This is a genomic window from Bacillus siamensis KCTC 13613 (assembly GCF_000262045.1).
Lineage (GTDB): Bacteria > Bacillota > Bacilli > Bacillales > Bacillaceae > Bacillus > Bacillus siamensis.
In genome coordinates, this window is record NZ_AJVF01000013.1 from 500498 (window position 1) to 526362 (window position 25865).

Genomic DNA, 25865 nt, shown 5'->3' on the forward strand with positions numbered 1-25865 from the left:
CTATAGACGTGTGACTTTAACTTCAGGAAGAAGCTGCTGTACAAACTCTTCAGTTCCGAGCTCCTCAGAAAACGCCGTCGCGCTTCCGGAAGCAACACCTAAACGGAACGCGTCTTCCAAAGGCAGCTGTTTTGAGATCCCCGCAAGGAAACCCGCGACAACGGAATCACCCGCGCCTACCGAATTGACCAGCTTTCCTTTAGGAACATTAGCGAGGAAAACCGCCTCTTTCGTAAATAAAAGCGCACCGTCGCCAGCCATCGAAACAATCGCATGTTCAGCGCCTTGTTCAATTAATTTTTTGCCGTACGGAACGGCTGCTTCGGCTGAGTCAATGACCGTATTGAACATTTCGCCAAGCTCGTGATGGTTCGGCTTCATCAAAAACGGTTTCATTTCTGTCGCTTTCATAAGCGCTTCACCAGAGATGTCTACCACCACCCGGGCATTCTGCTTTCTGCATGCCTCAGCAATTTTTTCATACGTGTTATGCGGAAGAGAAGATGGGATGCTTCCCGCTAAAACGACGATGTCTCCTTCTTTCAGAGCGGAGAACTGTTCTAAAAAGGCACTGAACACTTCGTCTGAAATCGTCGGGCCCTGACCGTTAATTTCCGTTTCATCGCCCGTTTTCAGTTTTACATTTATACGCGTGTCTTCATCCACCTCAGAAAAAGCCGTTTCCAGACCTTCCTGCTGCAAAAATGACGTGATATAATTTCCGGTAAATCCGCCGACAAACCCCAATGCTTTTGACGGCACATGGTGTCTTTTCAGTAATCTCGAAACATTAATGCCTTTCCCGCCGGGGTACTTCGTGTCATAGCTGGAACGGTTTAAACCGCCTACGGCAAAATCTTCAACGTGAACGATATAGTCAACAGACGGATTGAGGGTTACAGTGTAAATCATGATTTCACTACCTTTACGACAGTTTTTTCTTGGTAATTATCGAATGCAAGTTCTTCAGATTCAGTGGTAATGATAACGGCATCGCCCAAAGCGGCGAACGCTGCGAAAGAAATCTCGCCGAATTTGGAAGGGTCGGCTAAAACATACGCGTTTTTCGCCTGTCTCACAGCCTTTGTCTTCAGAAGAGCCTCATCCGGATCGGGTGTTGTAAAACCGGCTTCAATGTGCACGCCGTTCACTCCGAGAAAGCTTTTGTCAAACCGGTACTGGCTGACCGCCGATAATGAGGCGCCGCCGATCATCGCACCTGTTCGATGCTTCACATATCCTCCGAGAAGATAAAAGGGGATCCCTTTCCTTATTAAAGCGTCGATATGCATAACTCCGTTTGTGACAACCACAATGTCCTTTGTTTGATCTATAAAATCAATCATATGCAATGCAGTTGTTCCCGCATCAAGATAAATACAGTCACCTTCTTCTAATAAAGATGCCGCTTTTTCTGCAATCTTCAGCTTATCTTGAAGGTTTTTGGAGGATTTTTCAAGCATATCGGGTTCTTGCCGGCTGTTGGAAAGCTTAGATGCCCCGCCGTGAACGCGCTTTAAAAACCCGCGCTCTTCAAGCGTTGATAAATCCCTTCTGATTGTTGATTCAGAAGCGTTTGTCATGCTTATCAGCTCTTGAATCTTTACCACGTCACGCTTTTCAATCTGATCAAGGATCAGCTGATACCTTTCAGGAGTGAGCATATTCCGCCTCCTTTGAAAACGTATTCATTTCACCTACAAGATTATTGTAAACGCTTTTTTTACTTCGAGCAACTAAAATCACTCAAATTCATTCAATAACTATCAAAATCTTTCACATTTGTTCATATTAACGTATGTACATAGGGTTTGTAAACTGTAAATTCGACAAAAAGGGGGACAATTGTATGACATTTCTTTTTATCATAAATGAAAAAAGTCTATTATATTCATTCAATCTTTAAAACACAGAAAAAACCCCATGCGGACTGCATGGGGAGGTTTCACTATTCATACCGTAACGCTTCAATCGGATCTAAGCGGGATGCTTTGTTGGCCGGCAGCATACCGAAGATGACACCGATCAGCATACTGAACAGCACGCCGATACAAACCACCTGCCAGGAAACGAGCGACGGCCAGCCCGCGATAAGGGAAACGAGTGATGCTCCCCCGTAGCCGAGACCGATTCCGATTAAGCCGCCGATTAAAGTAAGCACAACGGATTCAATTAAGAATTGTGTCAGAATCTGTCCTCTCGTGGCACCGAGCGATTTGCGGATGCCGATTTCTCTTGTCCGTTCCGTTACCGATACGAGCATAATATTCATGACCCCGATTCCGCCGACGACGAGAGAAATACCGGCGATCGAACCGATGATTGTCGTCATGACGGTCGTGACCTGACCGATGCCCGCGGCGATTTCTTCCATATTCATGACTTGGTAGGCCTCTTTTGTGCCGTGATTGTCATTTAAGAGGCGGGCCGCTTCTTTTCCAGTTATTTTGATTTGGTCAGCGGATTCCGTCTGAATCGAAACGTTGCTGTAGTCATTTGTGCCGAAAGACGTTTTCAGCATGTTGAACGGAACATACATTTCACTGAGCCCTAGTGATAAAAATCCGCTCTCTTCTTTTAATACACCGATTACTTCTACGGGCTGTCCGCCGGCCCAGACGATTTTTCCGAGCGGAGATGTTTTCCCGAACAGCTTTTCAGCCATTTTTTTCGAGATGATGCCCGCTCTTTTCCCGGAAAGGAAATCGTTATCCGTAAATGTCCGCCCATCCTGAACGTCCAGCTTTTTTACGTCCGTGTAGCCGCTGTTAATGCCATTCAGCGTAATGTCCGTTTCTTCTTCATGATAACGGGCCGTCATTGATTTTACAGCGGAAGCGACAACCTGCTTTACGCCGTCCACTCCTTTTAATCCATTAATATCTTCTTCTGTAAAACTCGCTTGCTGCAAAGCGTTCGGATTGGCTGTTAATTCTTCATCGCTCGGCAGATAATACAATTCAATTGTATTGCCCGGCCCGCTGATGGATTGCTTCAGCATTTGCTCTCCGCCCTGGCCGACAGCCACAACAACGATTACTGAACCGACGCCGATAATGATGCCGAGCATCGTCAAAATCGATCTCAGCTTGTGAGCTCTGACGGAACTGAGAGCCATCCGGAGATTTTCTAACAGGCTCATTCCCCCACTCTCCTCTGCTCAGAATCGCGGGGAACGATACTGCCGTCACGGACGAAAATCACTCTGTTTGTACAATCCGCCACTTCACGCTCATGTGTGACAAGCACCACGGTCACGCCCTCTGCGTTAAGCTCTGTGAACTGCTCCATAATGGAAATGCTTGTTTTCGTATCCAGCGCGCCGGTCGGCTCATCAGCCAAGATAAGCTTCGGCTCGTTAACGATGGCTCTTGCAATCGCGACACGCTGCTTTTGGCCGCCGGACAGCTCATTCGGCATGTGAAGCATCCGATCCGCTAAGCCGACTTTTTCCAGCGCATATTCCGCCCGTTCCTCACGCTCTTTTTTGCCGATACCTGCGTAAATCATGGGAAGTTCGACATTTTTTCTTGCATTCAATCGCGGCAGCAGCTGAAATTGCTGAAAGACAAATCCGATTGATTTGTTCCGGACCGCCGCAAGCTCTTTTTCCGTGCATGAAGATACATCTTCTCCCGCAAGTCTGTAACTGCCTGATGTCGGTCTGTCCAGACAGCCGATGATATTCATAATCGTAGATTTACCTGATCCCGACGGTCCCATAATGGATACATATTCCCCTTCTTCAATCGTCAGGTCGATTGAACGGAGGACATCAAACGTTTCCTTGCCGATCTGATAGCTTTTTTTCACCTTTGAAAGCTGAATCATCTATGCTTTCACATCCGTTCCGTCAGTCAAACCGTCAGCCGGATTCAGAATGACTTTATCATTCTTTGAAAGTCCCTCTTTTATCTCCGTTAACTGATTCGAGGTGTCGCCCACTTTGACTTTCACGCGTTTGGCCTTCCCGTCTTTTACCATAAAGACCCAGTGCTCATCTCCGTCTTTTTTGACTGCGGAGGACGGCAGCGTATCGGCTTTCCGCTTGTCGGTTTCAATGTTCATAATGAGTTTAAACCCCGGTTTGCCCTCCGGAAGCTTTCCGATCAGCTTGACCTGAAACGGATACTGCACGGCTTGTTCCGTACTTTCACCAGAAGCAGCTCCTGACTTTTGTTCCGGAACGAGACCGACAGCCGTCACCCTTCCCTTCCATGTTTTATCCGGGATGGCGTCTGAGGTAATAGTAACGCTTTGTCCCTTTTTCACTTTCAATGTGTCGTATTCAGACAAATTGCCAGCAACGATCAGGTGTTCCGGATCGCCTATATGTATTACCGGTTCTTGAATATCCGATTTCTTAGAAGCGGCTTCTTGATTTACCGAGATAACCGTCCCGTCCATCTCACTCTTGACATTGAGGTTCGCCACCTGGTTTTCAAGAGATTGCTTTTGCAGGTCAGATTGCTTTAATTCAATTTCAGCCGTTTTTTGCTGTAGCTGCAGATCAGTCCGTTCGGATTCAATTTGTTTTTTGGCTTCCGCTTCTCCCGCTTGTTTTGCCAGATCTTTTTCTTTACTGTTTAAGGCTTGCAGTTTTTCTTGAATTTGTTCGATTTGCAGCCGTTTTGATTGTTCTGTCAACTCATTTTGCTCTTTATCAAGGTTGAGCTGTTCGTTTGTATAAGTGACTAGCGACGATCCCTTTTTTACTTTGTCGCCTTCTTTTACTTTTACTTTATCAAGGGTTCCTTTGTCCGCTTCATAAAAAACATACTGTTCTTTGGAGAATTTAAGTGTTCCCGGAACCATGACCGCAGATGAGATTTCTCTTTTTTCCATAGTCCCGGTATCGACTTTTTCGCCGGCGCTGCCGCCCGCGGGAGCGGCCGACTTATAAATATTGATACTGATGAATACTGCTACAATGACTGCGATGCCGATTCCGATCCAAAGTTTTTTCATGTTATACACCTGCTGCCACTGAATCTAACAGTCCTCCGACTGCCGATACCAAAAGCATAATAACAAACAGGACAATTGCGGAAATCCAGCCTGCTTTTTTAGAAATGCCGCCGGTATAGCGCAGACCTAACGCGAGCAGAATATAGCTCCAGATGCTGAAAATATCGATCGCGCTTAAAAAGACCGATACGCCATCTCCGGCCGGTATGACACTCGCCAAAGATGTGACAGGGTACAGTGAGCCCGCACCGGTAAAATAAATGACAAGTCCGTTAATGACTAAGCCGATGTTAGTAATAAATGCAGTAAAGAGGCCGAGTGAGAGCATTTTTTTATAAGTTGTCACGCCGCCTGAAATTTTGACGCACAGCCAATAAATAAGCGGAACGATAAAGAGAGCGATAATGCCCCCGAAAATTCCTCCGAAAATCGAGCCGAATTTCGCAATGGTTTTGGTCATTTCAATCTGATCATCGGTCAGTCCGTCAAGAGATGAGCTGTTCAGCAGTTCTTCATAATTCATTCCGAGCCCGCGCAAAATACTCCCCGCCGCGATGAGAATGATGACAATCAGGAGAGGAAGGCCGATGACCGGGTGTTCTTTTAATCTTTTAAACTGCACAACAGGACTTGTAATGACGCCGAAAATTGACGGCTTTTCCGTTACTGCCGTATTGTTTTTTTCCAGATTTGGTTCCATATTGCTGATGCCTCCTATGTATTATTCTGTTTATACGTACGCATCCGGCTTATAAAAGTTTCAATTTTTTTGCCGTTTGCGTATTTATGCTAAATTGTAACACAAAATCTTAAATGTAAGTTCCATAATTATGTAAAAAACAACCAGCGCCGGACTGATATAAAAGCAGGCTAAAAATCTTGTGTGACGCCGTTTTAAGCCTGTGTATGTAAAGAAAACCGCACAATTAAAAATCCCCTTTAAATTCCATTTGGTCTCCCCCTGGAATTCAGCCTTTCTTGCCGATGTTATCGGCGTACTGTGCAAAAAAGCCGGATGGCAATGATGCACATCCGGCTTTTATTCACCCTCCGCTTACGGGCGGGATAAAGGCAATGGTATCGCCTTCTGTTACGATGCTGTTGTCTTTTACGTAAGTTTCATTGATTGCGATCATGGCATTGTCTATCGTCTGGAGGCCGTATCGTTCTTTTAACAGCGTTTTTACAGCAGACGCTGCCGCCTCCTTTTCGTTAAGTTCAATGACCGGTGTTCCTGCCTGCTCCGCAAGCCCGGCAAACAAAAGTACTTTAATCATCATGATTCCCCTTTATTTAAATCCGGTTTTCCGTTCGGATAAGGCATCGTTTCCAGCTGATCGCCTATCCATTCTTCGCCGTCTTCCCAGATCTCTTTTTTCCAAATCGGAACAATCTGTTTTATCCGTTCAATGGCATATTCATTCGCCTCATATGCCGCCTTTCTGTGCGGAGAAGACACGGCGATTACGACCGCTGCTTCTCCGATATCAAGGACGCCGACGCGGTGAGTGATCGCAGCTTCGGCTCCCTCCCATTTCGCGCTGATTTCATCGCCGATTTGAGAAAGCATTTGAACAGCCATCGGTTCATATGCTTCATATTCAAGACGCACCGTCCGCCGTCCGGCAGTCCACTCTCTGACCGTGCCGATAAACGTTGTGATGGCCCCGGCTTCGCGCTTTTCAACTTTTTTTACGATATTTTCCGCAATGATAGGTTCCCTTGTAATTTGAAAACGTTCCATTTATGCAGATCCCCCTTTCAGCTGCGAAAGCACAAACATAATGGCAGCCGGATCATCCGCATGGAATACGGGTATGCCCGCATCTGCAGGCATATGCTCCGTACTTCTGCTGACAACCGCGAGCACGCGCTCCAAATGCTTCAGCTTTTGCCAATCTTCGCTGCTTTTAATCATAATGATTTTCGGATGCGGCGCATGTTTAAAACCCTCAATGAGAAGACAGTCGATTCCCAAATATTCATACAGGCCGATCAAACCAGCCAGATCCCATTTTTTTCGCGCCGTAAGCTGCAAGACCCCGTCCCCTTCTACTGCCGTAACCGCGGCACCGGCTTTTGATAAGCGCTCTGAATCCTTTCCGTCAGAAAAAGGTTCCGGCTCTCCGCCATGTCCGTGATGCTTTAAACATCCAACCGTGCATTCTTTCGGCGCCGCTTTCAGTATACGTTCGATAAACGTTGTTTTACCGCTGTTTTGAAACCCTACGATCTGGACGATCGGGAAAGAATTGACCACGGCCACTCACTTCCATTCTCATCGCGGATGAGAAGCACGTGAACCGTCCGTCCCGCTTCATATCCTCTCGTTCCTCCCGGCAGAAGGATAAACGCGTTTGCTTCGGCAAGAGATGTGACTGAGCTTGATTTGTCGAGACCGACCGGTGACGCCATCATCTTTCCGTCCTTATGATAAACAAACGCCCTCACAAATCTCGCAAACGGATTCGGCTTCGGAAAGTCGTTTGTTAACACGGCTTCCGCCCATCCGGCGTGAGGTTTTTCATTCAGAAGCCAAGACTGAATCATCGGTTTGACAAACAGGGTGAAACCGACGTAACATGCTGACGGATTGCCTGAAAGGCCGAACAGCAGCATGTCATCGGCCCGTGCGACAGTTGTCACGCTCCCCGGGCGCATTGCCACTTTGTTAAATAAAACTTCCGCTCCGAGCTTAGCATAAATGTCAGGAAGAAAATCAAAATCACCGACTGACACGCCGCCGGTCGTGATCAGAAAATCGGTTTTTTTCATGGCTTCCTTCACCGCCGCATAACTGTCATCAAAATCATCGGAAATTTTGCCTAAGTTCAGCGGCACCGCACCCGCTTCAATGATCTGGGCATACACCATGGCCGCGTTGCTGTTGCGGATTTTGCCCGGTTCAAGCGGATCGCTTACATGAAGAAGTTCGGTTCCCGTGGCGATAATTCCGACCACCGGCTTTCTCACCACAGGAACAGAAGCATAGCCGAAGGTTGCCAAAAGAGCGGTGACGCCCGGCGTGATTTTCGTTCCTTTTTTTAAAAGCGAGCTGCCCTTTTTTGCATCTTCTCCTTGGTATGAAATATTATCACCCGCATGGAAAGGGCGTTTCACCGACATGTAATCCGTGCCGTTTTCAGAATACGTTTTTGTCAGCTCAAGCATCACTACGGCATCCGCGCCTTTTGGAATCTGCGCCCCTGTCATAATGCGGACCGCTTCATATGGTCCGAGCTCTTTTTCTGACACGGCGCCGGCTCCGATATGGTCAATGACTTCAAACGTGACGGCATTATCACGGGAAGCCGTCTTTGAATCGCACGCCCTGATGGCAAAACCGTCATACGGAGAACGGTCAAAGGCAGGCACATCATGGTCCGCCTTAACATCTTCTGCCAAATAGCGGTGAAGGCTGTCCTCCAGCGGCACCCATTCGGTATCCCCCTGTTTTTTATACCGGCTCACCCGGCGGACTGCTTCGCCCACCTGAATCGGCGTTCTTTTTTCAAGCATAGCAATACCTCCCCTTACTACAGTCCGATCACTCTGGCCAGAACTGAATTTGCTTCTTTGATGTCGTTTGTACCGTGAATCAGAGCCCGTCCGTCTTGAAAAATAACGATCCTGAAGCGTTCGTACGCCATGTGCAGCAAAAATTCATTTGCTTCGACTTTGCCGATCTGCTTCAGACGTTTGACGAGCTCTTCTTTGTCCAGCCTCTTTAACGCTTCCGATCTGATTTGAACGGTATCTCTTCCGCACAGCACGCTTGCTTTTGGCCTATTTTCAGGCTGCAGGTACGGGTATACAGGCTCCGCGCCGCAGGAAGGGCAATGATCCCGTTTGGTCTGATCCACATTTACGCTCATATTGGTGTTATTCCACACATCAAACGTAAAAAAGCGCCGATTTACCGCTTCATGGTTACCTGTCAGCAATTTCAGCGCCTCAGCCTGCTGATAAGCAGAGACGATATGAACCGCCGGAGGTATGATCCCTGCTGTATCACATGTCGCTCCGCCCACGGGTATTTGCTCAAACAGACAGGATAAACACGGCGTAACCCCCGGGATAATCGTCATACACATCCCCTGACTGCTGACACAGGCACCGTAAATCCAAGGCGTTTTCATTTTCAGCGCCAGATCATTGATGACCATTCTCGTTTCAAAATTATCTGTCGCATCCACGATGCAATCCGCTTGTTCGATCAGCGGTTCGAGCATTTCCGCCGTACCTTCGGCCGCATAAGCATCTATATGTATGTCACTGTTTATCGCCAAAAGACGCGTCTTTGCCGCCACGGCTTTCGGCAGGCGCTCCCTCGCGTCTTCTTCTGTATACAGCTGCTGTCTTTGTAAATTGCTCCATTCCACATAATCCCGGTCAATAATCGCCATACGGCCTGCTCCGGCTCTTGCCAGCCCCTCTGCTGCGGCTGTTCCGAGGGCCCCGGCCCCGACAATCAGGACACTGCTGTCAGCCAGCGCCTTCTGCCCTTTTTCCCCTATCGGCTTAAATCTTGTCTGCCGCGAATAGCGCTCTTCCATCTGTGTTGTCCCCTTGCATTTTTATTTCCATCATACCATGTTTCCTCACAATCAGTCCTGATGTGAAGACTCGATAAGCGCCAAAAGTCTGGCGTAATCATCCCGGGTGTTGATATTGACGAACTCTTCCGGCCCGGCGCCGATGTCTTCAGCCTGCACATAACAGACAGACAGATGTTTCAGCATGTCTGCCATTTTCAGCTTGTTTTGTGCCAGCTGATCAAAAAGCACCTCCTGCACCCGTTTATGATAAACAGCCAAGAGAGGCTGCTCTCTGTTTTCACAAATCGGAATGACAGCGTCCACATTTCCGGTCAGCTTCATTTCAAGCGCTGCCATGGTCTTTCTAGTCACGAGCGGCGTGTCACAGGATATGACCGTGTATGTTTCGCCTTCCGTTTGTTTCATTGCCGTATATATGCCGGCCAGCGGCCCCATTCCCCGAAACTGCGGCACATCGGAGAAAACATGTCTCTCTTTGTTTGCTAAGAACTTATTTATATGCTCAGGGCGGCTGATAATCACCGGCTCTCCGCAGCCGAAGGCTTTTTTCGCCTGCTCATAAAACATGCCGCCCTTCCACTTTGCAAAAGCTTTCGGTTCCCCGAACCTTCGGGAAGCTCCCCCTGCTAATATTACATTCACCTGTTTCATGTCATCTCTCCCCATTCTATATAAAAGCATAGCAAACGCCTCAGCCGAAATACAATATTACAGTGCTTGTCAATTTAATTAAGAGGAATAGCCGTCTGTCCTATTCCATATTGTAGTGTTAACATCATGAGGGAGATGGTTCTTATGAAAATATCAGGTCCGTTTTTCCACGACACTTCTCAAGAGAACCTTTATTTGAAGTCTGAACTTTCGAGATGCAGAAAACTGATTTCGGAGTTTGAAGCAAGCTACTTTCATCAAAAAAACAATAAGCTTCAGGAGGAAAACGCCAATATTAAAGAGCGGCTTCACAAGCTTACTGACGAACTGGAAGCAATGGCTCAAAAACACAAACAGACAAGTAACACGGAACGGTCTCTGCATGAAATCAGGGCCGGGCTGCTCGATAAAATCGTCATTCTGCAAGAACTGCTGCAGAAGGAAACGTTTCGGCGGAAAAATGAGATGGAAGAAAAACACCGTCTCCATCTTACGAATGTAAAATTTGAAGAAGAAAATAAAAACTTACATACCCGTATCCGCTCACTTGAGACCGCAATGGAAACGGAACAGACTTCTCACGAAGATACGAAACGGCGTTTTCAGGCTGCTGCAGAAGAAAATATCCGGCTGCAAACACAAATGACAGAAAAAGAATACCAGCTCAAACATATTAAAATAGAAATTAATCATATGAGAGATCGAATACTAGAAACAAAAGAACGGCTTGTAGAAATAGAAAAAACGAAAGAAAAGTTATTTCAAGAAACCATTCTCTCGTACAAAAGGCAGCTGGACGAAAGTGATGCTTGGATTGCCGGTCATTTTGCTGATATTGACAGCCGGACGGCGGAACCGGCAGAAAAAGAGCTGGAACTTCCTTCTGCTGCGGCCGGGACTGTTCAGGCAGAAGACTTGCTTAAAGCGGTCACCGAACAAGTCATCTCCCTGCAAAAACAGTTTGCACAATCAGAGTCCCGTGATCAGTCGTTTGAAGAAAAGCTGGACGCGGTGAAAGAACGGGCTGATGAAGAAAAACCGTTCCAGAAATATGTCGTCAAGCTTGAAAAAAAGGCGTTAAAAGATACGCGGGACAGCACAAAAAAACTGCTTGAGTAACGCAAGCAGTTTTTTACTGTTTTATTCAGCAGCCGTATCATTTGCCGTTTCTTCTGTTTCCTGAGAAATTTCTCCCTCAAGAATATATTGGCCGCGGTATGGTTTTTTCACTTCCGGATACATTTTAATTAAACTTTGCATAAACGTTGTCATATTAGGAATTTCAAGGCCGCTTTCCTTCTCAATTTCCTTTTGCAGCTCCGAACTTTTGATCGCCGCATTGTGGCGCTTCAAAGTTTTAATGGCTGCTTCGCGCAGTTTTGCCGCTTTTGAACCCGGTCTTGCCGTCCCTCTTCTTCTTCTTGTAGAACCGTCCGGGATCCCGGCGGGAATAGACGTAATAGACTGCATTTGCGGCTGTGAGGATTGAGGCTGTGTCTGCGGCTTTTGGTAGCTTCTCATTTCCTGTGCCGCAAGCTCTGCAAGCACTGGGAGAGAGTCACTTTTTTTCTCCGGACGAAACTCTTTTTTTGTATCGGACAGGCTGCCCGTATTGTCTAATTCTCTCAGTTTTGCATATATTTTATCTCGTTCTATTTGATATTCACGAATGACTTTTACCTCTGCCTCGTTCAATTGTTCTAAACGTAAGCGCAGCGCTTCTCTTTCATTAAACATGTGTAAAACCCCCTGTCAAAAATTTAAACGCTTTTATTTAGATATTAGATTACAAAAGTAATTTTATCAACTATTATTTTAGCATTTTACTATTTTATTTACTCTATGAAAAATTGCTTATTTTCTGAAAATGGTACTTTCTATACAAAAACCCTCGTCATATAGGGGATTCTGGGCGGTGTTCCATTTTATTCAAATCCTTCAAAATATAACTTGAAATTACTTGTTTAATGAAAATTAGCGTAATATCTACAATTTTCGACTATAATATGTAAAAGCTAAAGATATGGAGAAAACATGCGATACAGCGTGTTTTCTCCCGTTTTTCTTCATTTTCGTTTTCACTCCAGCTCAACAATCACACATGTCATTTTGGAATTTTTTATCCAATAAGCACAAAAAAACCCTATTACCTAACGGCAAAGGGTTTGCAGAACCGAGACAATAGTCCGACGGAGATTGTCCCAATTATTCAGAAGCCTGCTCCATTTCTGAAAGTACGCGGCTGACGCGTTTTTCAAGCATTGTCATCCCGGCTCCTCCCGCTTGAAAATGACGGAGCTGTCCGGTTTTATCAAAAACGTAATAAGCCGGCACATATTGATTCTCAAATGCTTCAGTCAGCGTATGATCGCTGTCCACGTAAATTGGCTGAGAGATATCGTGTTCAGCCGCTGTTTCCTTGATTTTCTCAAGGTCAAGATCATCTTCGGAACGGGGCATATGAACGGCTGCCACATTCAGCTGATCTTTATATTTATTACGAAGCCCGTTCACCTCAGGCATCGCTTCTTTACACATGCCGCAGCTGACGGACCAGAAGTGAATCAATGCCGGCTTTTCACCGATCAGCTGTTCCTTCGTGACTTCTCCGTTAATCCAGGCTTTGGCGCCTGTCAATTCAGGCATTTGCTGATGTAATTTCATCTGATGTCCCTCCTAATGAAAAAGATTTGTGTTCTTTCGTCCGCACTCTCACTTCGCTCGGGCAACATCCGGCTGTTTTCCCTCCAAAGTAAATGATTTGGCTGAACCGACATGTTAAAATGAGAGCGGAGATCCTTTAGTTAGTATCTTCACGAAAATAATGAGATTGAAACCGTTCAATAGAATAAATCATAACTGTAAAAAACTGATTTCTATTAAAAGGTTTATCCTATTGTAAAACGGGTAAGTAACTTTTAGCTTTTTCTGCAATAGACTTGAAAGGAAGACATCACTATGATTGATTTAAAACACTTTGATTGGGCCGGGCTCATCACTTCTGCGGGGATTTTCATCATAAAGCTGGCACTTATTATTTTAGCGTATTTTATTTTCAGAACGGCAGGCAAAAAGCTGATTAAACATCTGTTCCAGAAATTCGAGCAGCAAAATAACCTTTCTACGGGCCGCGCTTATACTTTGCGGAGTCTCGCGCTGAATGTGTACGGATACATACTGATTTTCGTTTTTATCGTCATGATATTGGATTTATTTCACTACAATCCGAGCGCTCTCATAGCAGGCGCCGGCGTGGTCGGTCTTGCAGTCGGCTTTGGCGCTCAGGGACTTGTCAGTGACATTGTCACCGGATTTTTTATCCTTTTGGAAAAACAGATCGATGTTGGTGATTATATTACGGTTGCCAGCTACAGCGGCATTGTCGAGCAGGTCGGTCTGCGTACGACGCAAATCCGGAGCTTTGACGGCACGCTTCACTATCTTCCCAACCGGGGGATCACAAATGTGAGCAACCATTCTCGCGGAACGATGCAGGCGCTTGTCGATATTAAGGTGCCGCTTGAAAAAAATCTTGATGAAACCATTCAAGTCCTGCAAAACGCCTGTGACAAAGCAGCCCTTGAGCTTCCGCAGATTAAGGAAGGACCGGACGTCATCGGGGTTCAGGATTTAAGCACATCAGAAATGGTCATCAGAATCATCGCCAAAACAGAAAATATGGAGCAATGGCGGGTTGAACGCGTGCTGCGGAGAGAAATGAAAATCGCGCTCGACCGTTTGAAAAACGCCGCTTCTGCCGAATAGAAAAACCGAAGCATAAGCTTCGGTTTTTTCTTTTTAATGAAATTTTTTGTCTACTTCGCTGCAGATTTCGTCAGCTGTCATTCCGGAAGCCGTAATGACGGGAGCCTGAGTTGACGTATCGGCAATGCCTTGGACATTGCTGTCAAGTCCGGTTACGACACAGCAGTCACAATCCTTCGCATCCTCAGGAGTCTTCATCATCACTACGTCATATCCCTTTTGTTTTAACGCCTGTTCTACATCCGATAAAGATTGTTCAATTCCAATTTTTTTCGTCATATTGAACACCTCCGTTACGTAGAATGCTCAATTTTTGTTAGATTATTCTTCTTTTCGGATTTAATTGGCATACTCCGAAAAATATCCGACCATGACATTTACTGCGGTTTCCATCGCAGCTTCATCCGGATTCAGCTTTGCGTGATGAAGCCCGTGGGAAGAATCGGCACCGAGCCAGAACATGAAGCCGGGATATTTTTTCAGCATATACCCGAAATCTTCTCCGGTCATCGCTTCTTTCGCCGTTTTCACTTCTGCAAGATGATGCTCACTGACAAATTGCATAAATTCTTCGGTCAGGCCGCTTGTATTATAAACCTGATGATAAACGGACGGGTACGTGACCTTCCCTTTGCAGCGGAAGCCGATTTCAATTCCTTTGACGAGTTCTTCAATCCGCTTTTTCACCATACGCATTGATTCTTCAGAAAGCGTCCGGATCGTTCCTTCCAGATGAGCATGCTCTGCGATGATATTTTGCGCCGTGCCTCCGGTAATCGTTCCGACAGTAATTACCGCGCTGTCAAGCGGGTCCGTATTTCTGGATATGACCGTCTGCAGCTGCGTGACAAGCGTGCTTGCGGCGACGACCATGTCATCTGCTGTATGCGGATATGCCGCATGTCCGCCTTTCCCCTCAAGGTCGATGACAAGCTCGCTCGTATTGGCAAACAGCAATCCGCTTTTGGTGGAGATTGTGCCGACCGGCAGTTCAGGTGCTATATGGAGAGCCGTGATCAAATCCGGCGTCCATTTTTTCAGCACATCGCTTTCAAGCATCGGTTCCGCTCCGCCCGGTCCTTCTTCAGCCGGCTGGAATAAAAAGAGCAGATCATGCTTGACCGGGTGACGGACAAAGTGATCAATAATGCCGAGCGCGATGGTCATGTGCATATCGTGGCCGCATGCGTGCATAAAACCGGGATGTTCAGATGCAAACGGAAGCCCCGTCTGCTCTTCAATCGACAAAGCGTCTATATCCGCTCTGTAGGCGAGCATTTTTTCCGGAGCCGTGCCGTTGACTTTGACAAAGATGCCGGTTCTCCACGTTTCGATTTCAATTCGTTCTTCCGGATATTGTTTCAATATATTCAGCAGGTACTGCTGTGTTTTATATTCCTGAAAGCCGATTTCCGGGATGCGGTGCAGATCTCTCCGGATCGCTATGAGCCGCTCTTTTTCCATATGTATTCCTCCTTAAGATAAGAATAAGGCGTGGATTTTATCATCCACGCCCATTCTATCAAACCATTCCTTACAGCTGGCGTAATTCCTGTTTGATTTCTGTTTTGCCTTTTGTTTTTTCATCGATATCTTTGATTTTTTTCGCTGGTGTTCCTGCTACAACGGTATATGGCTCAACGTCATTTACTACGATAGCTCCCGCAGCGACAACCGCGCCTTTTCCGATTGTTACGCCTTCAAGCACAACCGCATTTGCTCCGATCACAACGTCATCTTCTACGACAACAGGCTTAGCGCTTGGCGGCTCAATAACACCCGCTAATACAGAACCCGCTCCGATGTGACAGTTTTTTCCGACAGTCGCGCGTCCTCCGAGCACAACGTTCATATCAATCATTGTGCCTTCGCCGATGACTGAACCGATATTAATGGACGCCCCCATCATGATAACGGCATTGTCGCCGATTTCGACTTGGTCGCGGATAATAGCGCCAGGCTCGATGCGCGCTTTTACATCTTTCAAGTCAAGCATCGGAATCGCAGAGTTGCGGCGGTCATTTTCAATGACGTAATCCTCAATTTTGTCTTTGTTTTCTTCAATTGCCGCTTTAATGTCAGCCCATTCGCCAAAAACAACGCCGGATTGGCCGTTCAGGAATGTTTTAGCGGAATCGCCAAAGCTGATTCCCTCAAGATCGCCTTTTACATACACTTTTACAGGCGTTGATTTTGTACTATTTTGAATAAATGAAATAATTTCATTTGCATCCATCATTTTCATATGTATTGTCCTCCTCTGATTTTCTACCTCATTACTGTAACAAAGGAAGGATGCAAAAACAAGAAAAAAAGGAACAAGCCTTTATTCTGCCGGCTGTCTGCACAGTGCGGCAAACTGTCTTCCGAATTCCCTGAGCTCTTCTTCCTCGCTGCCTTCAGGGTTGTTTTCAATTTTGACCGGTGGCAGCACCACCCGTCCTCCCCGGGCCGTGATCACTTTTTCTAATTCGTCAACCGCTCCGCAAAAAAACGCGTAGGACGTATCTCCGGAACCGAACAGAGCAAATGTTTTCCCTGCAAACTCCAGGTTTTCCATATCTTCAGCGATATCGAGCATTTCATCAGGAAGATCCCCGTCTCCCCACGTATATGTGCCTAATAAAATATACTCATAGTCATTAAAAAGTTCGGCATGGATATCCATCGCTTCATATCTGTCAACAGATGCTTGTGCTTCGATCAGCCCTTTTTCAATCAAATCCGCCATTGCCTCGGTGTTTCCTGACATTGTCGCATAAACAAGCAATACTTTCCCCATCTCCGTCTCTCCTTTATGTATAGAAACTAATGTGCGAGCCGGGCCGCCTCATACGGTCTGACAAACTTACATTCGTAAAGGCCCGCACAAAAAAAGCTTTCTTTCTGATTGGCCACCCGCCATCCGTGACCGCGGATCGTATCAAACCATTTTAATTCTCCGGCGGCGAAATCAGCTTGGTAAATGCGCGAAAATCCGTTTTCGTCCTGTGCCGAAGTGACATAAATAATACCGTCATCCTCAGAAACGTCGAGAAATGATTTTTCCCGTACGGCAGGCGCGGCTGTAATGACAAACGCCTCGTCCGTCCGCACGTTTCGGACGGCAACCTCGCCCCGTTCTCCCTTTGCCGCACCCTTTGCGGCAATGAGCCAGTCCTTCTTGTACATAAGCATGGAAGCCGTCATGCGCTGTCTTTCACGACTTATACGCCGGATGCGGTCTTCTGTCAGATCGTACGCCCAAATGCCGCCATAATTCATATGAATCCGGGTGCCGATATAAATCGTCTGACCGTGCAAACAAAGCGAGCGGATGACAGGCAGCTCCTTTAAATGTGAAAAGGGCTTAGCCACATGCCAAGTGACGCCGAAATCATCAGATAAGTAGAGGCAGTGCGTGCCGTGCGCACAGACGAACCCGTCATTGCGCCCGGCAACGGCCCAAACGGAGGCGCTGGTCGGAAATCGGGATGCCGTCCAGGTCTTTCCCTGATCGGCCGATCTGAGGACGGCGCCTTTTTCCCCCGCCGCGAATATGTAAGGCCCGATGTAGGTCAGCACATGAATCTTGCTTTTCATCCGGTACAGCCTTTTCCAGCCTTCTTCTGCGGAAAAATGAAAAATGCCTTCGCCTTTTACTGCGACAAAAAATCCTGAAGACACTGATGCCATGACAGCCGTCGCGCCTTTATGAAACATGGCACCGGTCTCCTTGGTGAGCGGCCCATGCAAGAAAACCGCGGACAAATTCTTTGCAGCATTCCTGATCCTCAGCCGTCTCAGGCGCTAATTCGATTTTCAGCGTTTCCGGATATAAATTGGCTCCGGCCTGTTCAAACGCATCGCAAAACAGCGTAACCGCTTCACAAAACTTCGGATAGGCGTGATCGCCTGAACCGAAACAAGCCGTTTTCAGTCCGTTTAGCTGGCGGTGCAGAATATCTTCATAAAAATCTTCCGCTTCGTAAGGAAGATCACCATCTCCCCATGTGTATGTGCCGACAAAAACATAATCATATGCTTCGAGACAATCTGCATCTGCCTCGTCCATGTCAAGGCAGTCAATTGCAATCTGGTGCTCACTCAGTGTTTCTTTTATAATGCCGGCAATATCCTCCGTATTTCCCGACATGCTTGCGTATATCATTAATGCTTTCTGCATATGATCACCCCGTAATTGATAATGATTTTCAATAACATATACACTACTTTAAATGATAATGATTTTCATTGTCAATAAAAAATAAAAAAAGACAGCCTATTGCTGTCTTTCTAAAAAGGGCTCTCCTGCTTCAGCATATCTTTGATGACAGAAACGAAAGCCTGCACCTGTTTTAATTCAAATGCCGGCTCATAACCGAGCAGCCATGTGTCGCGGCCGATCGGATGATCCTTTGTATCAAGCAGGGGCATTTTATTTACTTTGTCTTCCTCAGCTAAGGTGACTGACGGCAAAATGGCATAACCGATTCCGTGCAGCGCCATCTGCTTGCACGTTTCAATCTGATCGACGAGGATCGTCTGTTTCGGCGAGGTTTTGAATTTTTGATGCCACCAATGCTGAATTTCCTGAAAATATGTACTGTCACTTTTGAACTGGATAAACGGCCGGTCGGTATGGGCTATATCATCAATGCAGGAAATTTCCGTATCGACCAAATATAAATGATCGGTCATTAGATATTCTTTTCGGCCTTTCCATTCCGGGTTTCCCCGGATAATGCCGATATGTACCTGATCTTCATACAGACTTTTCAACATTTCGCTGCTCCATCCTGTAATGAGGGAAACCTTTGCATTCGGATAACGCTCCACATATGTTTTTAACACTTTCGGAAGCCAGTGCTGCCCGATAATGGAGGCGACGGCAAGCTTCAATGTGCCGTGAATTTCCCCTTCAAGTTCATCAATATTTTCTCTTATTCTCTCTTGCCGGTCCGTGACATCATTTGCAAATTGTATGATTTTTTCTCCTGCCGGCGTTACCGTGAGTCCTTTTTGAGATCTTAGAAAGATCTTTGTTCCCCAGGCTTTTTCAATGGTCTGCAATCGCTGGGACAGAGCCGGCTGTGACACGAATAACCGTTCGGCAGCCTTCCTCATGTTTAATTCCTCAGCTAAAACTACGAGCATATGAAGCTCTTGAAGCTGCATGTCGTCCTCCTTTTCAATGCCTTCTCGTATTTCTTATCTACCATTCTAATAAATTAAAGGCTGCCGAAGCAAGTGCGACCAATATGTATACGTTTTCTTTTTCTGGCATACAAAGAACAAATAGGCTGATCGTGCGAGCCTACTTATTCAATGACCTGATATGACTGCTCAGCTGCTTTAATACGACTCTTCTCGTAAAGATGCCTTCAAAGACACCTTCATCATTTTCAACGCAAACAAATCCGTTGTTAATGACCATGCTGAACCCTTTTATAATCGGATCATTGATGTGAAGACGGGGAATGTCTTTCAGCATGACCTCCTCAACCGTAATTTGATCCAGCTTCTCAAACTCAATCCGCTCAAGTCCGAAAATGCTGTTCATAATCATATTTGTGCCGATCAAACCGTGCAGACGGTACGAAGCGTCAAGGACTGGAATAGCGGTATAGCCGGTTTTCGTCAGCACTAAAAGAGCATGCTCAAGGTTGTTTCCGACTTGTACGTGCGCCACTTTATCCGCCTCGATCATAAATTGTCCGACTGTTGCATCAAGAAGCTGATCTGATTGTAAGCTAATCATGTCACTTCGACCCCTTTACATTTTTCATCAAGACATGTATTCCCTATATCGCAATAATATAAACATTATCATTTTTTGTCGAAAAGTTTCCGTCAATAAAAAAGATACTCTTTGCAATCGAGTATCAATTTATAGGCCGCTGATTAATTTTCGTTCCGGAAACGGTCATAAAGCGTTACGAGTTTTTTATAAGTGGTTCCATCAACGCTTTTTGACCCTGCTTCTATATCGTTGATTTCGCTGGTCAAAAGCTCAATGGCATATTCATGATTGATCAGGATATTCAGCAGAAGTTTTTGTTCTTCTTCCGTAAATCGTTCACCGATAAGACTCATACGTAATCAGGCCCCCTATTTTTAACTGAATACCTCTGAAAGCAAGGTGATATTTGCTTTCAGCTCTACCGCTAGGATAAGTAAACAGAAAAAAATCGTCAACCGCATAATTCGACAATTTGCGGATTCTGTATGACATATTATTTTGTGTAACGATTGGCATAACTGAATGCTGTGCAGGAATCGGGCTTGATTTTCGCTTCAATGCCCATCGAGGTAATACGGCCGGTCATTTCTTGTATCAATTCTTTTGTCAGCCCTTTTTGGCCGATATCTAAGTGCACTTCAAATGTAAGATCCGCTCCTTCATCAGCGAAAGGCAGGAGCAAATCGGTAATTTCCATGAAACGTCCGTCGAGGATATGCGCAGCCATCTCCTGGCTGAATGCGGTTTCCAGCGAAATTTTTTCGCGAAGGCTATGTATCGGTCTGGCGAGATCGTGATTTTTCAAACAGCCCCAAGCTCCCTTGCCTGTACGGTGCAAGTGTATAGCCGTAATAAACTTCGTGAAGTCGCGGTAAACTTGTGAATCAGTCCCCACAGACAGCACGTATGCTGATCGGGGGTCTTTATTGACAAAGCGTTTCAGCCGCTCCATCACGTCTTGAAAGGTCATCTGTGCCTCAGAAAGATTATAAAACAGAAAAGAATCAGCCATGTACGGACACTCCTCTTTCCAAAATCTACAACCAAACGAACGAGCACGGTTCCTTTGCATGATTTAATAAAGCTCCGCTTGCGGAAGACGGGAAGCTTGGTCAGCCTGAAAAATCAAACCAAATTACTGAAGGAGCTCAAAAATTTCAATAGAAATCATGTCAATGTTATCAAACGGATATGTGTTAGGTTTTTCACCTTTTTGGAAAACCGTCAGCTCAAACGTTTGATTCTTTTCAAAATATTTAACACTGCATATTTTCTCACCATTTACTTCGAAGTAACGCTGCATCGGCTCATTAGCCGCTTCGGCTGTTTCTTGCAGACTTTGCAGCCGTGTGATGATACCCATTAATTGTGACATTCTAAAAAAAGACTCCTTTCAAAAAACAACTTCAAATCAACAAGTATTTATTATAATACAAGTTCTACAGAGCATCATACCATAAAGTAGACCGGGATGGCATTTTCCCGCTGGATTTTCAATAAGAAAATAAACGGGAAAACCGTGTTTTCGAATAGTTTGAAGCTTTTTTCGGAATGTCATACACCTTTTATAAATGATTTTTCGCTTTTTGAGCCGCCATTGTCAGATGTATGTGAGAAGAAGCCTTTTTATGCGCAGGAAGGCATAAAAAAACTTGGCGGGGGTAGCGCCAAGCTTTTTCGGATCTTGATCTGATAGAGGGGTTGGGGAACAGAGAGTAACTTCTCTCTATAACTAAATGATAATGATTATCAGTATCATTGTCAATCATTTTTTTAAACTTTTTCACATTTATAAAAAAAAGCGGCTTACAGCAGCCGCTTTATAGTAATCCGTCCTGTTCATATAAATAAGAGTAAGGCAGATCAATAAATAAATACATATTGTCATCCATCGGGTATGAAAAGGTTCTGATCATCTCACCCGTTTCAATATCACTGTACAGGTCACTGAAAAAGCCTTTTCTTGAATTACGCATCTTCATGATGTTTTCTAGAAAGTACGGACGCCAGCTCCAGTTTTTCTCCATGTATTCAGGCTGATAAAGCCATTCGCCTGATTGCTTGAACACATTTCCCGTCAGCTGATAGCCTTCTTCATCACACATATAAATTCTGAAGCAGCAGTCCGTCAGGTTTTCCGCCAGTTTCTTAATAAACTCATCATCCGCCTGATGGGTTTTCTTCAGCTCGGAAACTGCCTGATTGACCCGCTTATAAAAATTCTCAGAGTGTTCGTATACTGTCTCCAGCTTCTTTTTTTCTCTCGTGATAAATTGCTGAAACTCTGTTTTCAAGCGTGCTTTTAACAGGCTCCGGTCTATAAAATCGCCGCTCGGCGCCTGCAGATAATAGCCTTGAAAAAATCGGCCTCCGTTTCTCCATGCGTACTGGAGCTGGAAATCAGCTTCTATATCTTCATACAGCAGCGCGGCGCCGATTTTTCTCGCCAGCAATGAAATGCTGTACAGCACATGCTCATAGGATGGTGACGGCTGAGATACCTTCAGCGCCTGCAAATCTATTTTCAGAAGGTCCGGTGAAAGGAGCGCGATTCTGTCCAGGTTGCTGCTCTCCTTACCTATATTGTCCACCGCGATTTTAATGCCGTATGTACGATAGTAGGCAAGCATATGATACAGCTGTTCAATGTCGCCTTCGAAATTGTGCTCGGTGATCTCAAGCACAATACGGTTCAATTCAATGCCCTGCTCTTCGTATTCTTTCAAAAGCTCAAGAAAGCTTTCGCCGTGGTCAAGCATCAATACATTCGCATCCTGATTGATAAAAATCAACAGATCACGATCAGCTTCTTTAAACCTCTCCAGCGCCTGCCTGATGACTCTGTCATCGACCTCAAGCTTATATTCTTCCGGAATGCCGGAATCTAAGAAAAACGGCCCTAGGCTCTCAATCTCCGCATCTGCCAAAATCCGGCCAAGCACTTCGTAGCCTACGACTCTTTGTTCCTCAGCGTTAAAAATCGCTTGGTAATACGGAATGACATCATCAATATTCGTCAGTATATCAAGTGGGTCCAACATGTTATCACCTGCTTCTCTATCTTTGTCTGATTATACACAATTATATCAGCACCACAAATGTTTAGATCAGGGGAAAAGGAGGCAGTATGGCAGCAGCTTAAAGTAAAAGGGGGACATTTTTAAGATCACTCTTTAGACCGGTTCATTAAGGACGTTGTTCATTTGTTTCACAATCACAAATAAAAGTATAAATATAAGAGCATTATAACCGGCAGCTGTCCAAAAGTAATGACTCCAATCGGTACTGTTAAACACCCAATCATCATCATGTTTCAACTGAAAGAAAGTTCCTTTTTTATCTAACGTGCCAAATGTAAGGGTTGTGAACCCGCCAACACTCTTGGAAACGTCAACTCCATACATTGAACCGGCATGATCAGTATGATTTATTGGCATATACGTATAATCAGATAAATTTGTTTCCGCCAGCTTGGTCGGGAGAGACACATATAATACAGCCGATGTATCGCCTCCGAGCCCGCTCAAATACTCCCTGGCTTTAATAAATTTCGTTTCATCAGGAAAATCGATGTGATATAGCTTTTCAAATCTGATTATTTCATCAGATGTAAGATGGGTATTTTGATAATACTCTGGAGTAAAAGCACAAATAATAAAGTACCAAATATTAAAGATGATAACTAAACTGCTTAAAAATAGTACAACAAACCATTTTAATAATTTCTTCACTTAATCGCCCCTTAATCTTTCAAAATTATATCATAATTTTGAATAGAAAATAAAACAAGCGAACGGTCGGCTTTGACGTTCGCTTGTTTTGCAAAATAGTCAATATACATACGAAAAATTAAAACGGATAAGGATTCAGCCACTGCCCGCCGTCCATTGTGATACAATCCCCGTTTATGTAGGACGCTTCATCAGAAAGCAAAAACGCTGCCAACGCGGCGATTTCTTCCGGTGTGCCCAGCCGGCCAAGCGGGACACTGTTCATAGTGCGGAACATTGCTTTTTCCGATTCAAACAGTTTCTCCGCACCGCCTGTTCGTTCAATCGGGCCTGGGGCTATCGCGTTTGTGCGGATGCCGTATTTGCTCCCCCATTCAACGGCCAGCGTTCTTGTCAGTGACAATACCCCCGCTTTGGCTGCAGCGGAATGAACGACCCCTGCTCCCGCTCCCCATGCGTATGTGGCGGCCATATTCAATATGACACCCTTCTGCTTTTGCTCGATCCAATGCCTTGCCGCGGCTTGGCTGCAAAAAAAAGTGCCGTTTAAAACAATCTCAATAACCGCTTTCCATCCGTTGGGCGTCAGCTTTTCTGCCGGGCAAATAAAATTACCGGCCGCATTGTTAATCAGCGCATCAAGCCGGCCAAAGACCTTTACCGCTTCTGTCATCATGTCTGAAGCGGCGGATTCTGAACGGACATCCATTTGAAAACAGGCAACCTGTCCCTCAAAGGTCTCAATTTCTTTTCTAGTTTCCTCAAGTGCTTCCTGGTTTCTCCCCGTCACCATGACGTGCCATCCCAGTTCAGCCTGTTTTTTCGCCATTGCTTTTCCCATGCCGCTTGAACCGCCTGTAATGATTACCGCTTTCTTATCCATAACAACCCCACCCCTTTTATTGAATGAATAATCATTCACAATTCTATCACAGATGTCTCTGCCCGTCATTACATGCTGAGAAGGGATTTTCCGGCCAAGCTGATGATATAATAGAAAAACTCTGACAAAGGTTGGTTTTACATATGGAGAAAATGACGAGAAGAACATTTTTAAAAAGAGGATTCGGCATTTTTGGCGCGGCTCTTGCGACGGCTTGCGGAGGCTACGGCTATGCCCGGTATATTGAACCGCGTATGATTGAAATCACCCGGCATACAATTACCAGCCGCCTGATTCCACGCGGCTTTGACAATTTTAAAATCGTTCAATTCAGCGATACGCATCTCAGTGACGTGTTTACAACCGAAGACTTGAATAAAACAGCGGAAAAGATCAATCAGCTGAAGCCTGATCTGCTTATCTTTACGGGAGATTTAATTGATAAGCCGCATTTATATCATGATTATCAGCATGCGCTCGCCGTGCTGCAAAGGCTTGAAGCTCCTTTCGGCAAACTTTGTGTATACGGGAACCATGACCACGGAGGCTACGGCACGAACACGTACAAGGCGCTGATGGAAGCGGCTGATTTTCAAGTGCTTCGCAACGGCTTTCGCCAGGTGCAGCTGGCAGATGGAAGCCGGATTGAACTTGCGGCTTTGGATGATTTAATGCTCGGAAAGCCAGATTATGCAGGCACTCTATCCCGTCTTTCCGAAGATGCGTTTTCCATTTTACTCGTTCACGAGCCGGATGCCGCACTCAAAATCGGCGGACATCCCGTAAACCTGCAGCTGTCGGGACATACTCACGGCGGTCAGGTGCAGCTTCCGTTTTTCGGGCCTCTCATTACGCCCCCTTACGGAAAAACGTATACCGACGGCATGTATACACTGCATGACACAACCGTTTATGTCAATCGCGGGCTCGGTACGACAAGGCTGCCGTATCGATTTTTAGCAAGACCGGAAATCACGCTGTTCACATTGAAAACCGTACAAAAATAAGACTTTTATCCCGATGCACAAACAGCCCCTCCTTAATATGTATATGGAAAAGAACAAAAAGGAGGGTGATGAAACTGCTGACCTATCAAGTGAAACAAGGAGAAACCATCTCAAGCATTGCGCAAGACTTCAGAATAAGCACGGCCGCTCTCCTTCAGGCAAATCCCTCAATCCAATCGGTCATTTATGCGGGACAGCATATTATCATACCGAATCTTCCCGACCCATCCACTATTCCCTATTCCATTGTCGTGTATATCGGAGCGAAGAAACTGGAGTTATACCGCCTTGGCAGGCTCATCCGTACGTATCCGATCGCAGTCGGAAAAATATTGACGACCACGCCGACCGGGGAATTTTACATCGTGAATCGCCAGCCTAAGCCCGGAGGCCCGTTCGGCGCTTATTGGCTCAGCCTCTCTAAGCTCCATTACGGCATTCACGGGACAAATAATCCTTCCTCCATCGGCAAAGCGGTATCAAAAGGTTGCATCCGCATGTATAATCAGGACGTCACTGAACTTGCCGCTACCGTCCCTAATGGAACAAGGGTGACGATTATCAGATAGAAAGATCTCA

General features: G+C 45.7%; 32 protein-coding genes. 4 read left to right on the forward strand and 28 right to left on the reverse strand.

Going from position 1 to position 25865, the window contains the following annotated elements; translation table 11 throughout:
- The 12 genes from pfkB to Y79_RS0102595 form a co-directional block, all read right to left on the reverse strand.
- On the reverse strand, positions 1 to 912 hold the full coding sequence (gene pfkB / locus Y79_RS0102540) for a 1-phosphofructokinase (RefSeq protein WP_016936279.1): 912 nt from the start codon (positions 910 to 912) through the stop codon (positions 1 to 3).
- Positions 909 to 1664: a DeoR/GlpR family DNA-binding transcription regulator gene (locus Y79_RS0102545; protein WP_016936280.1), complete on the reverse strand. Its 756-nt coding sequence runs from the start codon at positions 1662 to 1664 to the stop codon at positions 909 to 911. The genes pfkB and Y79_RS0102545 overlap by 4 nt, the downstream gene beginning before the upstream one ends.
- A gap of 284 nt (positions 1665 to 1948) precedes the next feature.
- Positions 1949 to 3142, reverse strand: a complete 1194-nt coding sequence (locus tag Y79_RS0102550; protein WP_016936281.1) for an ABC transporter permease — start codon at positions 3140 to 3142, stop codon at positions 1949 to 1951.
- Positions 3139 to 3831 (reverse strand): ABC transporter ATP-binding protein, encoded by a 693-nt coding sequence (locus Y79_RS0102555; protein WP_016936282.1) that lies wholly within the window; start codon positions 3829 to 3831, stop codon positions 3139 to 3141. The genes Y79_RS0102550 and Y79_RS0102555 overlap by 4 nt, the downstream gene beginning before the upstream one ends.
- Positions 3832 to 4968, reverse strand: coding sequence for an efflux RND transporter periplasmic adaptor subunit (locus tag Y79_RS0102560; protein ID WP_016936283.1), 1137 nt, complete (start codon positions 4966 to 4968; stop codon positions 3832 to 3834).
- 1 nt (position 4969) lies between these two features.
- Positions 4970 to 5668, reverse strand: coding sequence for a YknW family membrane protein (yknW, locus tag Y79_RS0102565; protein WP_016936284.1), 699 nt, complete (start codon positions 5666 to 5668; stop codon positions 4970 to 4972).
- A gap of 343 nt (positions 5669 to 6011) precedes the next feature.
- Positions 6012 to 6245 (reverse strand): molybdopterin converting factor subunit 1, encoded by a 234-nt coding sequence (gene moaD / locus Y79_RS0102570; RefSeq protein ID WP_016936285.1) that lies wholly within the window; start codon positions 6243 to 6245, stop codon positions 6012 to 6014.
- Positions 6245 to 6712 (reverse strand): molybdenum cofactor biosynthesis protein MoaE, encoded by a 468-nt coding sequence (locus Y79_RS0102575; RefSeq protein WP_016936286.1) that lies wholly within the window; start codon positions 6710 to 6712, stop codon positions 6245 to 6247. Before Y79_RS0102575 ends, moaD begins: the two co-directional genes overlap by 1 nt.
- A complete protein-coding gene (gene mobB, locus Y79_RS0102580; protein WP_029575212.1) occupies positions 6713 to 7234 on the reverse strand; it encodes a molybdopterin-guanine dinucleotide biosynthesis protein B in 522 nt (173 codons plus the stop codon).
- Complete coding sequence (locus Y79_RS0102585) at positions 7195 to 8487, reverse strand: molybdopterin molybdotransferase MoeA (RefSeq protein WP_016936288.1); 1293 nt, start codon at positions 8485 to 8487, stop codon at positions 7195 to 7197. Before Y79_RS0102585 ends, mobB begins: the two co-directional genes overlap by 40 nt.
- A 17-nt stretch (positions 8488 to 8504) precedes the next feature.
- A complete protein-coding gene (locus Y79_RS0102590; RefSeq protein ID WP_016936289.1) occupies positions 8505 to 9524 on the reverse strand; it encodes a molybdopterin-synthase adenylyltransferase MoeB in 1020 nt (339 codons plus the stop codon).
- A 51-nt stretch (positions 9525 to 9575) separates the two neighbouring features.
- Positions 9576 to 10178, reverse strand: a complete 603-nt coding sequence (locus Y79_RS0102595; protein WP_016936290.1) for a molybdenum cofactor guanylyltransferase — start codon at positions 10176 to 10178, stop codon at positions 9576 to 9578.
- 144 nt (positions 10179 to 10322) lie between these two features.
- On the opposite strand from Y79_RS0102595, the gene Y79_RS0102600 reads away from it, so the two are divergent.
- Entirely contained in the window at positions 10323 to 11297 is a 975-nt protein-coding gene (locus Y79_RS0102600; RefSeq protein WP_016936291.1) for a coiled-coil domain-containing protein, read from the forward strand.
- Between the two features lie 21 nt (positions 11298 to 11318).
- On the opposite strand, the gene rok is transcribed toward Y79_RS0102600, so the two are convergent.
- Both rok and Y79_RS0102610 read right to left on the reverse strand, forming a co-directional pair.
- Complete coding sequence (gene rok, locus Y79_RS0102605; RefSeq protein ID WP_016936292.1) at positions 11319 to 11915, reverse strand: transcriptional regulator Rok; 597 nt, start codon at positions 11913 to 11915, stop codon at positions 11319 to 11321.
- Between the two features lie 468 nt (positions 11916 to 12383).
- Positions 12384 to 12842 carry a TlpA disulfide reductase family protein gene (locus tag Y79_RS0102610; protein ID WP_016936293.1) on the reverse strand — a complete coding sequence of 153 codons (459 nt, stop codon included), beginning with the start codon at positions 12840 to 12842 and terminating at the stop codon, positions 12384 to 12386.
- A 294-nt stretch (positions 12843 to 13136) separates the two neighbouring features.
- On the opposite strand from Y79_RS0102610, the gene Y79_RS0102615 reads away from it, so the two are divergent.
- Positions 13137 to 13943: a mechanosensitive ion channel family protein gene (locus Y79_RS0102615; protein WP_016936294.1), complete on the forward strand. Its 807-nt coding sequence runs from the start codon at positions 13137 to 13139 to the stop codon at positions 13941 to 13943.
- A 33-nt stretch (positions 13944 to 13976) separates the two neighbouring features.
- Here Y79_RS0102615 and Y79_RS0102620 read toward each other — a convergent pair whose 3' ends face one another.
- The 14 genes from Y79_RS0102620 to fadH form a co-directional block, all read right to left on the reverse strand.
- The gene (locus tag Y79_RS0102620; protein WP_016936295.1) at positions 13977 to 14222 is read right to left on the reverse strand and encodes a YkuS family protein; all 246 of its coding nucleotides are present in this window, start codon (positions 14220 to 14222) and stop codon (positions 13977 to 13979) included.
- A 60-nt stretch (positions 14223 to 14282) separates the two neighbouring features.
- Positions 14283 to 15407 carry an N-acetyldiaminopimelate deacetylase gene (locus Y79_RS0102625; RefSeq protein ID WP_016936296.1) on the reverse strand — a complete coding sequence of 375 codons (1125 nt, stop codon included), beginning with the start codon at positions 15405 to 15407 and terminating at the stop codon, positions 14283 to 14285.
- A gap of 70 nt (positions 15408 to 15477) precedes the next feature.
- The gene (dapD, locus tag Y79_RS0102630) at positions 15478 to 16188 is read right to left on the reverse strand and encodes a 2,3,4,5-tetrahydropyridine-2,6-dicarboxylate N-acetyltransferase (protein ID WP_016936297.1); all 711 of its coding nucleotides are present in this window, start codon (positions 16186 to 16188) and stop codon (positions 15478 to 15480) included.
- Positions 16189 to 16269: 81 nt separating this feature from the next.
- Positions 16270 to 16725 carry a flavodoxin gene (locus tag Y79_RS0102635; protein WP_016936298.1) on the reverse strand — a complete coding sequence of 152 codons (456 nt, stop codon included), beginning with the start codon at positions 16723 to 16725 and terminating at the stop codon, positions 16270 to 16272.
- Between the two features lie 26 nt (positions 16726 to 16751).
- The gene (locus Y79_RS0102640; RefSeq protein WP_016936299.1) at positions 16752 to 17645 is read right to left on the reverse strand and encodes a WD40/YVTN/BNR-like repeat-containing protein; all 894 of its coding nucleotides are present in this window, start codon (positions 17643 to 17645) and stop codon (positions 16752 to 16754) included.
- Positions 17635 to 18108 carry a flavodoxin gene (locus Y79_RS0102645; protein WP_016936300.1) on the reverse strand — a complete coding sequence of 158 codons (474 nt, stop codon included), beginning with the start codon at positions 18106 to 18108 and terminating at the stop codon, positions 17635 to 17637. Before Y79_RS0102645 ends, Y79_RS0102640 begins: the two co-directional genes overlap by 11 nt.
- Before the next feature lie 110 nt (positions 18109 to 18218).
- Positions 18219 to 19100, reverse strand: a complete 882-nt coding sequence (ccpC, locus tag Y79_RS0102650; RefSeq protein WP_016936301.1) for a transcriptional regulator CcpC — start codon at positions 19098 to 19100, stop codon at positions 18219 to 18221.
- 139 nt (positions 19101 to 19239) lie between these two features.
- On the reverse strand, positions 19240 to 19683 hold the full coding sequence (gene cbpB, locus Y79_RS0102655) for a cyclic-di-AMP-binding protein CbpB (RefSeq protein WP_003154608.1): 444 nt from the start codon (positions 19681 to 19683) through the stop codon (positions 19240 to 19242).
- A 143-nt stretch (positions 19684 to 19826) separates the two neighbouring features.
- Entirely contained in the window at positions 19827 to 20018 is a 192-nt protein-coding gene (gene abbA, locus Y79_RS0102660) for an antirepressor AbbA (protein ID WP_013352076.1), read from the reverse strand.
- Between the two features lie 140 nt (positions 20019 to 20158).
- On the reverse strand, positions 20159 to 20677 hold the full coding sequence (locus Y79_RS0102665) for a ribonuclease H-like YkuK family protein (RefSeq protein ID WP_016936302.1): 519 nt from the start codon (positions 20675 to 20677) through the stop codon (positions 20159 to 20161).
- Positions 20678 to 20800: 123 nt separating this feature from the next.
- A complete protein-coding gene (locus Y79_RS0102670) occupies positions 20801 to 21040 on the reverse strand; it encodes a YkuJ family protein (protein WP_003154613.1) in 240 nt (79 codons plus the stop codon).
- 445 nt (positions 21041 to 21485) lie between these two features.
- Complete coding sequence (locus tag Y79_RS0102685) at positions 21486 to 22706, reverse strand: EAL domain-containing protein (RefSeq protein ID WP_007409615.1); 1221 nt, start codon at positions 22704 to 22706, stop codon at positions 21486 to 21488.
- 132 nt (positions 22707 to 22838) lie between these two features.
- Positions 22839 to 23396, reverse strand: a complete 558-nt coding sequence (locus Y79_RS0102690; RefSeq protein WP_016936305.1) for a hypothetical protein — start codon at positions 23394 to 23396, stop codon at positions 22839 to 22841.
- A 118-nt stretch (positions 23397 to 23514) separates the two neighbouring features.
- Complete coding sequence (fadH, locus tag Y79_RS0102700) at positions 23515 to 24279, reverse strand: 2,4-dienoyl-CoA reductase (RefSeq protein ID WP_016936307.1); 765 nt, start codon at positions 24277 to 24279, stop codon at positions 23515 to 23517.
- 143 nt (positions 24280 to 24422) lie between these two features.
- Between fadH and Y79_RS0102705 the strand changes: the two genes are divergently transcribed.
- Complete coding sequence (locus tag Y79_RS0102705; RefSeq protein ID WP_016936308.1) at positions 24423 to 25286, forward strand: metallophosphoesterase; 864 nt, start codon at positions 24423 to 24425, stop codon at positions 25284 to 25286.
- A 74-nt stretch (positions 25287 to 25360) separates the two neighbouring features.
- Positions 25361 to 25855, forward strand: a complete 495-nt coding sequence (locus Y79_RS0102710) for a L,D-transpeptidase family protein (protein ID WP_095240832.1) — start codon at positions 25361 to 25363, stop codon at positions 25853 to 25855.
- Positions 25856 to 25865 lie beyond the last annotated feature (10 nt).

Excerpts from the sequence above, each read along its gene's own strand:
- pfkB (WP_016936279.1), bottom strand. The coding sequence starts at position 912 with ATGATTTACACTGTAACCCTCAATCCGTCTGTTGACTATATCGTTCAC.
- Y79_RS0102545 (WP_016936280.1), bottom strand. The coding sequence starts at position 1,664 with ATGCTCACTCCTGAAAGGTATCAGCTGATCCTTGATCAGATTGAAAAG.
- Y79_RS0102550 (WP_016936281.1), bottom strand. The coding sequence starts at position 3,142 with ATGAGCCTGTTAGAAAATCTCCGGATGGCTCTCAGTTCCGTCAGAGCT.
- Y79_RS0102555 (WP_016936282.1), bottom strand. The coding sequence starts at position 3,831 with ATGATTCAGCTTTCAAAGGTGAAAAAAAGCTATCAGATCGGCAAGGAA.
- Y79_RS0102560 (WP_016936283.1), bottom strand. The coding sequence starts at position 4,968 with ATGAAAAAACTTTGGATCGGAATCGGCATCGCAGTCATTGTAGCAGTA.
- yknW (WP_016936284.1), bottom strand. The coding sequence starts at position 5,668 with ATGGAACCAAATCTGGAAAAAAACAATACGGCAGTAACGGAAAAGCCG.
- moaD (WP_016936285.1), bottom strand. The coding sequence starts at position 6,245 with ATGATTAAAGTACTTTTGTTTGCCGGGCTTGCGGAGCAGGCAGGAACA.
- Y79_RS0102575 (WP_016936286.1), bottom strand. The coding sequence starts at position 6,712 with ATGGAACGTTTTCAAATTACAAGGGAACCTATCATTGCGGAAAATATC.
- Y79_RS0102585 (WP_016936288.1), bottom strand. The coding sequence starts at position 8,487 with ATGCTTGAAAAAAGAACGCCGATTCAGGTGGGCGAAGCAGTCCGCCGG.
- Y79_RS0102590 (WP_016936289.1), bottom strand. The coding sequence starts at position 9,524 with ATGGAAGAGCGCTATTCGCGGCAGACAAGATTTAAGCCGATAGGGGAA.
- Y79_RS0102595 (WP_016936290.1), bottom strand. The coding sequence starts at position 10,178 with ATGAAACAGGTGAATGTAATATTAGCAGGGGGAGCTTCCCGAAGGTTC.
- Y79_RS0102600 (WP_016936291.1), top strand. The coding sequence starts at position 10,323 with ATGAAAATATCAGGTCCGTTTTTCCACGACACTTCTCAAGAGAACCTT.
- rok (WP_016936292.1), bottom strand. The coding sequence starts at position 11,915 with ATGTTTAATGAAAGAGAAGCGCTGCGCTTACGTTTAGAACAATTGAAC.
- Y79_RS0102610 (WP_016936293.1), bottom strand. The coding sequence starts at position 12,842 with ATGAAATTACATCAGCAAATGCCTGAATTGACAGGCGCCAAAGCCTGG.
- Y79_RS0102615 (WP_016936294.1), top strand. The coding sequence starts at position 13,137 with ATGATTGATTTAAAACACTTTGATTGGGCCGGGCTCATCACTTCTGCG.
- Y79_RS0102620 (WP_016936295.1), bottom strand. The coding sequence starts at position 14,222 with ATGACGAAAAAAATTGGAATTGAACAATCTTTATCGGATGTAGAACAG.
- Y79_RS0102625 (WP_016936296.1), bottom strand. The coding sequence starts at position 15,407 with ATGGAAAAAGAGCGGCTCATAGCGATCCGGAGAGATCTGCACCGCATC.
- dapD (WP_016936297.1), bottom strand. The coding sequence starts at position 16,188 with ATGAAAATGATGGATGCAAATGAAATTATTTCATTTATTCAAAATAGT.
- Y79_RS0102635 (WP_016936298.1), bottom strand. The coding sequence starts at position 16,725 with ATGGGGAAAGTATTGCTTGTTTATGCGACAATGTCAGGAAACACCGAG.
- Y79_RS0102640 (WP_016936299.1), bottom strand. The coding sequence starts at position 17,645 with ATGTTTCATAAAGGCGCGACGGCTGTCATGGCATCAGTGTCTTCAGGA.
- Y79_RS0102645 (WP_016936300.1), bottom strand. The coding sequence starts at position 18,108 with ATGCAGAAAGCATTAATGATATACGCAAGCATGTCGGGAAATACGGAG.
- ccpC (WP_016936301.1), bottom strand. The coding sequence starts at position 19,100 with ATGCAGCTTCAAGAGCTTCATATGCTCGTAGTTTTAGCTGAGGAATTA.
- cbpB (WP_003154608.1), bottom strand. The coding sequence starts at position 19,683 with ATGATTAGCTTACAATCAGATCAGCTTCTTGATGCAACAGTCGGACAA.
- abbA (WP_013352076.1), bottom strand. The coding sequence starts at position 20,018 with ATGAGTCTTATCGGTGAACGATTTACGGAAGAAGAACAAAAACTTCTG.
- Y79_RS0102665 (WP_016936302.1), bottom strand. The coding sequence starts at position 20,677 with ATGGCTGATTCTTTTCTGTTTTATAATCTTTCTGAGGCACAGATGACC.
- Y79_RS0102670 (WP_003154613.1), bottom strand. The coding sequence starts at position 21,040 with ATGTCACAATTAATGGGTATCATCACACGGCTGCAAAGTCTGCAAGAA.
- Y79_RS0102685 (WP_007409615.1), bottom strand. The coding sequence starts at position 22,706 with ATGTTGGACCCACTTGATATACTGACGAATATTGATGATGTCATTCCG.
- fadH (WP_016936307.1), bottom strand. The coding sequence starts at position 24,279 with ATGGATAAGAAAGCGGTAATCATTACAGGCGGTTCAAGCGGCATGGGA.
- Y79_RS0102705 (WP_016936308.1), top strand. The coding sequence starts at position 24,423 with ATGGAGAAAATGACGAGAAGAACATTTTTAAAAAGAGGATTCGGCATT.